6 protein-coding genes are annotated in these 12,877 nt (G+C 57.1%); 4 read left to right on the top strand and 2 right to left on the bottom strand.

Annotation, left to right across the window (positions count from 1 at the left end):
- The first annotated feature begins 141 nt into the window (after nt 1-141).
- From DN745_RS17435 to DN745_RS17415, 4 genes are all read left to right on the top strand, one after another.
- Nucleotides 142-1,077, top strand: a complete 936-nt coding sequence (locus DN745_RS17435; RefSeq protein ID WP_133621905.1) for a hypothetical protein — start codon at nt 142-144, stop codon at nt 1,075-1,077.
- A 93-nt stretch (nt 1,078-1,170) separates the two neighbouring features.
- A complete protein-coding gene (locus tag DN745_RS17430; protein WP_111336879.1) occupies nt 1,171-1,920 on the top strand; it encodes a DUF7478 domain-containing protein in 750 nt (249 codons plus the stop codon).
- A gap of 226 nt (nt 1,921-2,146) precedes the next feature.
- Nucleotides 2,147-2,425, top strand: a complete 279-nt coding sequence (locus DN745_RS17425) for a hypothetical protein (RefSeq protein WP_111336877.1) — start codon at nt 2,147-2,149, stop codon at nt 2,423-2,425.
- 645 nt (nt 2,426-3,070) lie between these two features.
- Nucleotides 3,071-4,252, top strand: a complete 1,182-nt coding sequence (locus DN745_RS17415) for a TauD/TfdA family dioxygenase (RefSeq protein WP_162687757.1) — start codon at nt 3,071-3,073, stop codon at nt 4,250-4,252.
- A gap of 827 nt (nt 4,253-5,079) precedes the next feature.
- Here DN745_RS17415 and DN745_RS17410 read toward each other — a convergent pair.
- Together DN745_RS17410 and DN745_RS17405 are read right to left on the bottom strand one after the other, a co-directional pair.
- Nucleotides 5,080-8,166, bottom strand: coding sequence for a helicase-related protein (locus DN745_RS17410; RefSeq protein WP_133621906.1), 3,087 nt, complete (start codon nt 8,164-8,166; stop codon nt 5,080-5,082).
- 20 nt (nt 8,167-8,186) lie between these two features.
- Nucleotides 8,187-12,713: a hypothetical protein gene (locus DN745_RS17405; protein ID WP_111336869.1), complete on the bottom strand. Its 4,527-nt coding sequence runs from the start codon at nt 12,711-12,713 to the stop codon at nt 8,187-8,189.
- Between the last annotated feature and the right edge of the window lie 164 nt (nt 12,714-12,877).

The raw sequence follows: 12,877 nt of genomic DNA, 5'->3' as shown, positions 1-12,877 counted from the left end.
CTGATTCCCTGTAAATATTGTGGACAGCGGATCTCCTCGGCGGCTCCGAAATGCCCGCATTGTGGGCGCGGCGAGGGCGCGGGTAGCGCAGATATTTCGCCCGCGGCGTCTTATGGGCCTAAACTCACGCAAAGACGTGTCATGGGAGTTGTTGCCGCGCTGATAGTGCTGATCGGGCTGGCGGCAAGCATCTACGGCACCCGTGAGCCCGATAAGTCCAAAACACAGAGCTTCGCCGAAGAGCCTGAGAAAATCCGAGAAGAGAAGCCCTACGACACACCATCCAATGCTAAGCTGGCCGCGCCCACCCCGCCCGAGGCTCAGGATGAGCCGAACGAACGAGATGAGGCGCTCCCTGACGCCAAGCTCCCCCAAAACACCGTCGTCGAAGTGCCGCGCCGCACAAACGCCTACGGCGAACCGATTCTTGACGACGCGCTGCAAAAGCCCCCGGTGGGCCTGGCCAAACGCTTGCTCGAGGGTATTTGCGACGCGCCCCCTGAAGTTTCGCCCCCGACGATTGTTGAGCCGGGGGAGGTCGTGACGTGTAGGCGTTGCCCCGCGTTTACAGCAGACGCGGGTGCGCGCGCGAATGAGTTTCGTATTGCCAAATATATTCGAGGATATTTTGGTGACCACAAAGCCGAACGCATCGTCGCCTTCTATAGAGGCTGCGAGCCTCATTCGAGCAATTTCGGCGGGCGCATCATCTACGAGGCTCGCGCCACCGGCTGGCAGCCCCGCCAAATCGACGAAGGCAGCGGCGTGGCCGACGCCTGCTTAAAAGTTCCGGTGAGCACGCATCGCGATGACCTGGTGTGCACGAGCTCGTATATGGGGTTTGGCGAGTATTCATCCTCGATTAATTACTATTCATTCGCCGGACACAAGCCTCGCCGCAGCGAGTTAATCGCCACGAGATTTAGCGCTAACTCTGAGGCGGAGGGCGGCTCTCAATTCTATGGTTGGCGCTTGCAGTCGGAGCGGGCTGGCGAGGCGAGGCTTTATGTTGGTGTTGAAGAGGTCGGGGAGAGAGGGGCGTCGCGGGTTGAGAGCTTTGAGTTGCCGGTGAGGTGAGGCAACCTCAGATTCCCCATGACCTCTCTTGCCGCCGATGCCGCCTTACGCTACTGCGGTAGGCAACCACACTAATATACTAGGGAAAAATAGATGAAACAGCTTCTCATATTACTCGCGTTGATCTTTTTTGGCCTCACCGCATGCTCGGCCGACGACGATTCGAGCAGCGAGGCGCTTAATCCGGAAGCGTCTGACGTGGCAACCGGTGCCGACGGGGACGGGGCGTCGAACGCAGATGTCGAGGGCCCAGTCAGCGACGAGCGCAGCGAATTGAATGTTCCGCATTGCCGGTTTGCGTGCGAGACGCCCGCGGATTGTGGCACCGGCAGCGCGGATTCGGATGCCGATAATTTCCTCTGTGAAGACGGTGCCTGTATCCCGCTCGGCTGCAACTCTGAGACGGAGTGCGTTCAATCCTTCACGTATGGCTACACCTGCGCCGAATACCCTGGCGGCCAGCGCCCTCCCATGTGCCAACTGCAATGTGACAACGCCGAGCGTTGTACCACCCCGGATGCGCCCGCTTTATTCGACGCCGACAATGTCGCCTGCGTCGACGGTGCCTGCCAAAATCACGGCTGTAATAACGACCAGGAGTGTGCTGAGGGAATGGGCAGAGGTTGGATTTGCGCCACGAAGCGCGGCTTTGAGGTCTCGCATTCGACGGGATGTTCGCTGCGCTGCGACACGCCGCTGGACTGCGTACGCCGTTCCAACGGCGGCACCGCCGCCGATGCCGACAAGTACACGTGCATGGAGGGTGTATGCCTGTTTACGGGCTGCAAGAGCGACTCGGAGTGTGCGAATGCCGAAAACGGCGGTCGAACCGTTTGCCACTGAGTTTGGGGCGTGATGGCCTTTGTTAGGTCGACCGACTTTAAGCGATTCAAGACTCATCCATCCGAAACGCATGAGGACGCGGCAAACATCAACAATTCAAGTTGACCGAACTACGGCCCATGCCGCAACTTAGTTCTACCAACACCTCGACTTGTCGCAACCACTGTACGGCTAAAATACAACTGCCGTTTTAGAATATTATCTGAACCTCTGGGGGGGGAGCACCATGAGCCAAAGTTCGCCGCAAAATATCCCAAATGCGGATATTGGCTCATCGGAGTTATTAAATGAATTCCCCCGCCCGAGTGACAAAGCACTGCCCTCGGGCCAGCGCGGGATACTGCGTCTCACGATATGGCTGTCGGCTCTTGGATACGCGCCCCTGCTGGTGCTCGGCTATGTGATGATTGCCACCGTTGGAACGATGGCAGCGACTCTAGCGCTCGTCGATACGGACGGGCTGTTTAGCTCGACGTTTGGGGGGGACTCGTTGCCGCCGGGATAATCGCCGGCCTGCTCATCATCGGCGGAGTCGCCATGCGTCTTCGTTTGCGGCGAGACAACTCTCGAGCGGGGATGCGTTTGTTAGTGCAGCCCTCTGTGTCGCTTCTGATCGTATTCTTTGTACCCGCAGTGGTGATGAGTTGGTTGGAATTCGCAGCTTTCGATGTACCCGATATCATGAGCACGACCGCAATCTTGGGAAGCCTCCTTTATATCTGGTTTGTGCCTCCCGTGGCTATCGGGCGGGCGTCATGGAGCCTTCTGCGTATCGTCCAGCGCTTGGGGAACTCAGAACAAAGAGCGTGCTATGCAACTAGCCGTAGCGATGCCCCTTGGGGTGCTTGTCGCGGCTTCGGCGCTAACGAGTCCATTTCTGCTTAGCACCAAAGATGGCACCCAAACGCCGCGCCACTCACTCGTCACCGCGACCCGAACACATAGCGAGTCGGACCAAGCCACCAACATTATCGAAGACACGCGACAGGGCGTGCTGGCGATAGCGGCGGCCGCAACTGCCCCAATGGCCGGCTAAAATTAATTAAAATAAATGTGTCACAAAACTGCCACTCGTACGTGGAACCTAGTGAGAGACGGAAAAGCCGTCCCCCCGCGCCGAGCGCGCGTTACTTTTCGAAAAGGAAAAATAATGACTGCTGACATGATTTCGTACACCATCGCTCCTGAATTTGATGCTCTTAAAGAGCTTGCGCTCAACGGCTTCGCCCTCATCCGCCAGGCCGGTCTCGGCTCCGGTGAACAACTCGCCAGCGAACTCGGCCCGGTCCTTCAAATCACCGATGTGACCGTCAATGAAAAATCCGAGCAAATGGTCACCGGCAGCCAGGAACTCGGACTGCACACCGACCACGGCGGCGTCGATTATATTGTGTGGGAGTGTGTCGCCCAATGCGACGACGGTGGCGTCAGCCGCCTGGTCGATACGCACGCCGTTCTCGAAATGCTGAGCGAGCGCGAAAAACAAACCCTGCAGGGCGTTTATCTGACCGAGCATCAAGTCTTTAAGGGCGACCCCCATCGTCGCCCGCTCCTACGCCAAAAGGACGACTCCTACCAAGTATATTATTCGTTCTGGCTTCTCGAAAACGAACTCAACGCGCGTCAGACGGCAGCCGCTGAGGCTTTTCGCCGCGGCGTCGAAGAGGCCGAAGAAGTGCAGATTCGCCTGGAACCCGGCGATCTGCTCGTCATCGATAACCGCCGGATTTTACACGGCCGAACGGCTATCAAAGGCAACAAAAATCGTTTGCTCAAGCGCTATTGGGTCGGCGAACAGGAGGTGGCGGACCCGAAGCTGCGAAGCGTGAAGGGATATGTGTTGCCCGAGAAAATCTGCGAGGCTCGCGTCGCGGAATTGATGGACAAAGGAGTTGAGCCGGCGGTGGCCGCGATCGATATGTCGATGGTCAAAATGAAATTGCAGGACGCCGATGAGGGGGCAGGCTGGACGCCGGCCGAATGTGAAGAGGCCGAACTCGAGTATAAGCGCTACCTCACGCTGAATATGCGCTACGAGGACCGCGCCATCGTTCCGACCAAACAGATCGACACCATGTGGCATTTCCACATCCTCGACACCCGCGCCTACCACAAAGACTGCGACGAGGTATTCGGCGAGTATTTCCATCACTTCCCGTATTTCGGGATGCGCGGCGACGACGATGCGCAAGACCTGGAGGACTCGTTTTACGAGACCGCCGAGTTGTACGAGAAGGACTTCGGCGAGGCGATGTTGCGCAACCACGCGGTCGCGACGGATTGCTGGCATGACTGCCAGGGGCGTTGCTGGCATGCGTGTAGCAGTAAATAGGATTGACGCTTGAGATTATAATACCTCCGCCGGGTACGGATATCCGGCGGGGTGTTGCAGGCTGTGGATTGGTGGAGACCAAACTTAAATGGAAAGACGCAACGTCGCAATGTGGAGAGCGCGGCTAGAGACGAGATGGCTTAGTGACGGAAGTCCGGAGCCCATAAAATCAAAGTACCGTCAGCCTTGAGGCATCAGAAGAACACGTGTGTCCCTCAGTGAATATTTACGTTCTTCGGTTTGCTCGCCGCTCTTCCAACTGACCCTTCCGAGATTAATCAATTGATCGTCATTCGTTCGAGCAACAAAGCCGTCAATTGGTATAATCTTAGAGGTGTCCAGGAGCTTTGCTGCATTCGATGCGCCATCGTAGACGATCAAGACACTTTCTCCATACGGACTAAATTCGAGTTCCGCTGATCCATCTCCAAGAGTTATGTTTCCCTCACAATTATTGAGTTCGTCGATACGGTACCTACCTGCGTCCATGTTTATCCCTTTTCAATTTTCCGAAATTTGAAACTCTGCCAGAAATCTACTGTTAACAAGATTTGGTGTCTTAATGTCCAAATAGACCGGATGAAATCTCCCCCTTCTTCATAGGCACGGCGCTGGGCAAATGATAGCAACCACCGCGAAGATATACCAGAAACCCCCAGACACACTATACCACAAGCAACGCCAACCACAACCAATAAACACCAAGCGGCGTATATACTGCTATTTCAGTGTCCGAGAATTCCAGGTCAGGCTACTTCGTGCCTCACACCCCTTCGCCCATTTCTGAGGCGGATACGCAAAGCGTGATTGGGTATGCCGTGTTCAACTCATCCTCCCAACATGCTCACAACAATTTGGGGCTCCGGCAGCGCTTCCTCGCGCTCAGGGTATTGGCGAAGCCAACTGCGGAGCTCGCCGCGGATGGCTTCGGCGGAGAGCTTGTTGCGCTGCCAGCGGCGGGCGTGTTCGTCGAAGAGTATCTTATAGCTGCCGCGCTCAATCCAAGCGATCATCCGGTTGACCTCGCCGCGCTCTTTCTCGCCGGTCAACCGCCGATGCAGCGCGACAAGTTGCTCGCGGATAAAGCTCTGGGCGGGCGTGAGCCTGGGTTGATCGCGCTTTTCCCGGAGCCGGCGCACTTCCTGGGCAAAATCCTGCTCAACCCGGTAGGTGGCATGGTTGAGCTGCGCGTTGATGGTGGCACTTTTAACCCATTCGGAGCACTGAGCCCAGTCGCGCAAAAGTCCGAGCGCCTGCTCATCGAGTAGAATGCGCGGCCGGGCGGCGTCCTGGACCGTGTAAAATCGCTTATACCAACCAGCCTGACCCATCACGACGCTGATCTGGCCTGAAGAGTCGAGCATCGCGCGTTGCCCCGGGCGCATTTCGCTCAAACGCTTATAGTCTCGAGGACGCTTTTGTTTGATATGAAATGCCTCGGTAAGGTGGTGCGATAGATGGTCGAGCGACTGGTCTTCCTCGGCGTCTCGCAGCGCCTTTCCGGTGTAGACGTCGATAAGTCGGGCATCTTCGAGCTGCTGCTCGGCTGATAGGATTTGCCCGTCCTCGCCGAAGACCTGCTGGATCTCTCGGATGCGCCTGCGAAGGACACGCTCTAAACCAAGGGCCTCTTCGATCGCGGTCTCGGGCAGAAAATTATACAGGAAAATCTCCTTATTCTGAGAGCCGATACGATCAATTCGGCCCGCTCGTTGAATCAAGCGCACCGGATTCCAGTGTAGGTCGTAATTGATGATGGTATCAGCGTCCTGCAGGTTGACGCCCTCCGAAAGGACGTCGGTCGAGATAAGCAGGTCAATTTGCTCAGCGGGCTCAACCTCGGCCTCGGTGGCGCGCGGGGCAAAACGACGCACGATATCGGCTTGGTTTCCGTCATCGGAGGTGATCAGCTCCACACGCATATCCAGGTGTCTCAATTGGTCATAAAGGTAGCGCGCGGTGTCCGTAAACTGGGTGAATACAAGCGTGCGGTGTCGGGTGGGAGGATGCGCTTCCAGGTGTGTTCGCAGCCGCTGAAACTTGGCGTCGTGGGTAAGTGGAATCCGGTCGATCTTCTCTCGAAGCCGCATTAACTTTTTCCAGTCGGCCGTTATGTCCGCAGCCAGCCGCTCCCGGTCGAAGTCGGAGGCGGGGTACGACACCTGGAAAAGCTCGATGATATCCTCGACATCCATCGCGTCCGCGCGCGCGCCAACGTGAGCGGGTTTGGCGAGCACCCGGTCCTGGGTCATAAGCCCCGAATAAAACGCGTCGTGGGTGGAGATAAGCCGTCTCAAAGTCCCCTTGAAGGCGGCCAGACTGCTCTCGCAGCGCTTCAAGAGAATCGCCTTGAATAGGCCGCGCAACGAGTTACCCACACGCATCATATTTTTATATTCTTCGGCCCCGCGCGCCTCGTCGCGAAGGTATGCGCTGAGTCCATAACGCGCGTATGTCATTGTCCTGAGCGTCTCGATAATATCGTCGTATAGGCCGTCGTAGGCGGCCTCAATGCTGTAGCGAAGCGCCATCTTTTCGCCGTCTCGGCGCTCGGGAAATACGATCGGCTGGGTGGTCGCATTCCCATCCGCGTCAACACCGGGGAGTGTGGCGTCCGGGTATTCCTGCTGGATAAACGCCCGGGTTCGGCGCACCAACACATATTGCATCAACGACGCAAGATCGGCTTCACCGCGGTCCACGCGCTGGAAAAACTCCTTAAGATCCTCACCGTCATAGGGGAGTTGGCCGTAGACGTCCGGGAAAAATTGCAGTTGGTTATAGACGTCCCAGCACGTGTTATTCTGCGGCGTTGCGCTCAACAGGATCACTTTTCTGCGCGAGGGTTCACCGTTGGGGCGCAGAAAATTCATGAGCATTTCGTAGCGCTGCGTATTCTTATTTCGAAAAGCATGGCTCTCATCGATGAGGAGCAAATCCCGGCTCTGGTAGCCGTCGAGCTTTTCGAGCTGATGGCTTGATAGGATCTCCTTCTCGATACCGTATTTCAGGGTGAGTTCGTCCCACATTCCACATAACCGCGGCGGGGCGATGATCAAGGGTCGCGCCTGCTGGATTTCAACGGTATGTTTGAGCAGCGCCAGGCCGATGAAGGTCTTCCCCAGCCCGACCACGTCCGAGATGAACACCCCACCGAAGCGGCGCAAGATGCCTTTGGCGTGGGCGTAGGCGTGTTTTTGAAACACCGCCAAATACTCGAGCATCGAGTTATTATCAACGAAGGGGTCGCCGGATTCGAGCATCTCCGAGAAGTACTCGATGAGCACCTTGTGATATGCGTCGGTCGGCGAGAGCAGTTGGCACGCCCAGGAGTCCATGACGAGCTGCGTGACCTCGGCGCTCAGGTCGCGACTGTCGGCCCACATTCGCTCGAACCAGGCCTCGACCTGCTGTGCGGCCTCGCCGAACTGAAGGGTGCGAAGTTCCATCGCCTCGCTTAGCGCCGCCGGGTGAAAACCGCCGTGGGCGGCGAGGCTTAGCGGACCTGTTTTGGTGTGAAGTAGCAGCGTGCGGGTGAAGTTGAGGCGGCGGTCAAAAAAACCAAATTGGATGCGCCCTTCCCTGAGTAACGTAGCGAGCTTGATGACCGCTTCCTGGGACGTGTTCGTCTTCTCAACGCCGTCGACGTCGCGGGTAAATACCTCCAGCAGTCGCTGCTTCCACGCCTCGGCAAGCTCCATCGACAAATCGTGCGCCAGGGTCAACCCCTGGCTCACAGCGCTGGGCGCAACGATGGCGTCACCGGGCGCAGCACATAAGATGCGTAGCGAAACCTGCGGGTATTGTTCCAGGGCCGCGGCGAGCAAGCGCACGATGTCGAGCCGCGGCGCGCCGACGGCGACGTCGATGGCCTCCAGGTCGAGGTCGGTGGCCATCGGTACAAGGTCTTCCAATATAGAAGGCGATTGATTTTTCAAAATTGTTCCTCGGTTGCCGGCTCGCCCTGCTCGGTCGGGCGGCTATTCGATCGGCTCAGATGGGTTGCGGTGTTTTTCAAAAGTGTCGCCCAAGCGTCCCGCAACGAACCAACATGCACCGTCGCGTCGTCTGAATACGCGTCTTTTATCGGCTGCGGTTTTGGCGCTTCGGAGGGCTCAGCGGGTTCTAAATGGGTCGCCTCATCAACCGGTTCGACTACTGGTGGGAAATGTACCTGCGCACTCGGTTCGGACGACAGATCGGTGGGCGTAATTTCATCAATAAAAACTGTGGAGGGCTCGGCGTGCGCCGCGTTTTCCAATGCGTGCTCTTCCCTGTCGTCAGCGACTCGCCCAAGACAAAGCGCGCTGAGAAAATCATCAAGCTGAACTTCGACGGGGGATGCGGCGACGGCGGCGAGGGTTTCAACCTGGGCGAGCCGCCAGAAGTGTTGCGGCGCGGCGGGGTCGCCGGCCGGCTCGACCCATAGCTGACCGGACTGTGCCATCGCATTGTTCGCAACGAGATGTCGCGCCTCAACCTGAGCGTCTGGAGCGGGCGGAAGATATAGCAGCACATCCTCGTAAAGCGAAAGTCCGAGTCGGGTCGCCAGCACATCGTTCACACCGATGGCCACCTGGTCACACACAACGGCCAAACGAACAGACATTAATGTGCCCCCCTCGGTGAGCACATAACCGAAGAGATTGTCCTCCTCGAGGATTTCGCGGCATAACGTTGTGGCATCTGAATCCTTACGTTTGAGGGCCTGATGGGCCGCGCGCGGGCTCGGATAGCGGCCCGCCTCAAAGAGCTGCTGCGCGAATGATGTATGCCAACACTCCAACAGATAATCGACCGCAACACTCACCCCGACGATCTGTTTACTCCTGAACCAGTTCCCACGAATAGAGAAAGGCAGCGCATCAGGCTCACTCATCAACAGGCATTCTCGACGAAACTGAGCGAGCAGTTGCTTGATGCCGCGCAGTGCGTGGGTCCGCTCCTCCCATCTATGGCGCCGATAGGCGACCCGGGTAGAAGGCGCATCCTCAGCAACACCATAAAGCGCATGGAGATGCTCACGGAGCATACGACGTGTTGATTGAAGATGGGCCTGGGGGATCACGCTCGAGTGCTTTAGCGCCGTCGCCACACGCTTCGCTGCGTGTCCGACCCTGCTATAAAGTATGTTTAGGTCGCTCACTGCCCATGGAATGTCGTCATTGCTGTCGACAATGGGGCGCCAATGCGGAGGCAATACCGGTACAGCGTGCCATATCGCCTCCCGGAACCGCACTGCCTTCGGGTCGTATTCGGCCAAGCCTTCCAACAGATATTCGATCGCGCGGACGCCTGTGTCGGCGGACTGCTCATTGAAATCCAGGTCGAGAACTCCGTCGCAGTTAGGGGCATCGCCAACCCACCAGATGAGACGCCCGGATTCGTCGCGATCCATTGTTAAACTGAGTGTCCCGCAGCTCACGGCAACCAAATCCGCGAGGTCCAACCCTAGGAATTCGGCGAGCTTTTGCTCCAATAAGGGGTTGACTATCGGCTCAGGCAACTCGATAAGCCCGAGCCCGCGTCCGGGCTCAAAGCGTTCGCCTAAACGAAGATGACCGCGCCCTTTCATGCTCCCGTCCCTGTATTTAGTGCCGATTTGCTGCTCGTTCCGAACCCACCTCTTCGGCTCTTCCAACACCCAATTCATTCCGCCTGCTTCCAAAAAAGCCCTCGGCAACGGGCGAAATAATATCGGATCGAAAAGCCCACCCTCGACCGGGTGCTGGGTTCGATAATGCAGTGTCTCCGCTGGCTTTTTTAGAATAGGGCCATCCGTTAGCCTAGATGCCCGGAGCGTAACGCTTGCCGAGTCACCCCGTATGCGAAGATCAAACCCGCAGGCCGCGAACAACTGCTCGAATCGCTGGACCACCTGGAGGTGAGATACCTTCGGATCGCGATGGGGACTCAACCCTTTGATAAACTCGCGCAGTCCTGCGCACGCCGAGAAGGCGTTGAGCTGGGCGGCGAGCGTAAGCGCCGAGAAGCGGTCTCCGCTTTGCTCACGAAGCGAGCGTCCTCGGAGATTAAAACACAACGATCTTTCCTGAGCATACACCTTCGGCAGAGTCGAAATAGCGAATTGATGCGCTTGAACGACGAATGCCTCCGCGATAAGCTCTCCCTGGCAATCAAAGACAACCGGCCGGTCAGTTTCGGCGATGCGCATGGTGTGAAATTGCGCTCGTGGGAGCGTGATGAGCATATCGACGGGTTCACCGTCCGCGAGAAACGGAGCGTCTTCCGTCCTCAAGTGCGCGACAATGGGCGCCATGGCTCCAAAATCAGTCGTAATGTGACCGCCTATGTCCAGCGCAAGATTTTGCTCCACCTGAACACTCAAGACGCCGGAGGCGGGCGCAGCTCCCTCAAACACAACACTGCGCACCACGCCCGCCACACCGGCCGGTGCCCACCAAGAGCGATCTCGCCAGATTGTAGGTAAGAGCGCCTTCGGATCATCGGCGACAATGGCGTTGAAGAGTTTCTCTTCGGGGTTGAGTGGAATCTGTGCGGTACCAGCGAATCTTCGAGCGATAAGATCGCCCGGGCGAAGTGGATTGCCGATGCGCACAAAACCCGATTTGGCGTCGAGTGCATGTTCGTCGTCGGTATGAGTGGTGATGCCTTCAACCGCAGCGGAGAGGTGACGCCGCATCTTTGAATAGAGAGTCTGACGAGGGCTTCCGGCAAATGCGCCGCATCGGAGCGCAGCTCCAGCAATATCTCCGGGGACGACAAGTGTGCGCTTGGAGGTCCAGCGATTCGCCATGCACTCATAGCGAAGCGCGTCGGCACTGCGGGCTCGGCCCACCTTTAACGCCGCGTAATGCGCTGCGGCGCAGATTCTCTCGGCGTCGGGAGCTGCAACAAATTCGCGCCGGATTGGATGTAAAACTGCGCCTGCAATAGGCAGGACTTCGTGCGAGTTAAGCTCGGCATATACTTCGCAACTCCATAAGGGTTGTTCGGGGGCATTCCAAGCGACGGCATGTGCATTAAGATGGTGTCCAAGCGACGAGTATTTGAGCCCTTCCTGGGATATCGGTTCAAAATAATCCTGCACGAAGAGATGTGGCAATAATGAGCGCGGTGCTTGTCGGGAGCACCCGACGCTCCATTCACGGACCAGGTGCTCTACATGCGTGACGACCGAACATCCGTCGTCGCGTGAGCGATTTCGAAGATGCCAGCGAAGGCGGCGCAACTCGCTGGATACACCGTAGGCAAAGGCACGAGAGATGGCCAAAAACTGCAACTTTTGCACACCGAAGTCCGCCTCGTCGATATCGAAGTCTAGCTCATCAAGTGCGAGTGAAGTTGCGTCCGCTTCCTCCTCGATTTGGGATGCAGTTTCCTTTTTGAACAGCTCCTCAACTCCAAATTCCACCAGAGTCTGGCTCAAAACGTCATTTTCCTGAGCGTCTTCCTCCTCGTCCTGATCATCACCGCCTGTTTTCTCGCCGGGTGGCCCGTCATTCCAACTGATGTCCAGACCTGCCGTTGCCTGAAATTTCCACCTGCGTCCCATCCAAACCAAGTAGCCGGCGCGGGTCATGCGGGGGAAGTCGAAGTCCAGACAAATTGGTGTCTGCGTCGTGAACCCGTCTATTTTTAGGCTCAGACGAAGATGAAGCGAGATGCGCCAGACGTCGTCGTTCTCCTCGGTCGGTGCCTGAACGCGATAGTGGTCGTAGAATAGCTTCTGGCCTGTGTCTGCCTCGACGTAAATGGGGAAAGAACGCAGCAACGCCTCATGTAGCCCGACTGCGCGGCGCTCAAGCGGGAGCCGGTCGGCCTGAAGAAAGCGGTGGACCACATTTTCCAGGTAATTTTCCCATGCCGGCATCCCCAGCGCGTCGGCCCAGACCGCCCGATTACCCCATTCAAAGGGGTCGTAAAGTGCTATTAGATCCGCCGGTGAGCCAAATAAGACCTTTTCGAAAAATGCGTAATTTACATGTGATGGCTCCGAGATATCCGGCTGAAGAAGCCCAAGCCGAAGCGCCCAGGAGGCCAGATAATCTCCACGCGGCCCCATGACGGCGCGTGGAGTGAGACTTCGATAACGATAGGTATGCCGGGCGCTACGCCGCGGGCGCACCAACACGCGAACCCGCTGATCTTCGTTGGAATGTACAAAAACCAGGCAATCCGGATAAAGGCGAAATAGCTTTAGATAGGTGTTGGGATAAAAGGAAAGACGTTCGCGCTCCAGGACACAGACTCTGATTCCGCCCGCCCCGGCGAGCGACACGATACGCCGAGTCCGCGCGCTCGGAGGGAGTCCGACCCGCCGGGCCACATCGATATCATCGGCGCCGTAGCGAAGGATGTCGACGAAGAGTTCTCGCAGTAGCGCCACCGTTTCGTCGAAAGTAGGCCGGTTGCGCAGTTTATCGGTGAGCGCGATTAGCTGTGCGAGTTGGTTGGCTGGGAAGTTGATCGCGCGCATGTTTTACCCTCCAAAAAAAGCTTCGATTACCCCTACAATCATGGCACGGCCATGGTGAACAGTCTAGTGTTAGCTCACCCACGGTAGGCTTCTATCTCTCCTTATACGATCTTTTATTGGGCCTTTATATTTTTTAAAAACAATCATTTGACTCTTCGACTTCT

Source organism: Bradymonas sediminis, from assembly GCF_003258315.1.
Taxonomy (GTDB): domain Bacteria; phylum Myxococcota_A; class Bradymonadia; order Bradymonadales; family Bradymonadaceae; genus Bradymonas; species Bradymonas sediminis.
The sequence above is the reverse complement of the archived record's forward strand: the minus strand, read 5'-3'. Positions and strand labels throughout refer to the sequence as shown.

What these genes read in the sequence shown, in the direction of transcription:
- DN745_RS17405 (WP_111336869.1), bottom strand. Translation starts at nt 12,713, where the DNA reads ATGCGCGCGATCAACTTCCCAGCCAACCAACTCGCACAGCTAATCGCG.
- DN745_RS17425 (WP_111336877.1), top strand. Translation starts at nt 2,147, where the DNA reads ATGAGCCAAAGTTCGCCGCAAAATATCCCAAATGCGGATATTGGCTCA.
- DN745_RS17430 (WP_111336879.1), top strand. Translation starts at nt 1,171, where the DNA reads ATGAAACAGCTTCTCATATTACTCGCGTTGATCTTTTTTGGCCTCACC.
- DN745_RS17435 (WP_133621905.1), top strand. Translation starts at nt 142, where the DNA reads ATGGGAGTTGTTGCCGCGCTGATAGTGCTGATCGGGCTGGCGGCAAGC.
- DN745_RS17415 (WP_162687757.1), top strand. Translation starts at nt 3,071, where the DNA reads ATGACTGCTGACATGATTTCGTACACCATCGCTCCTGAATTTGATGCT.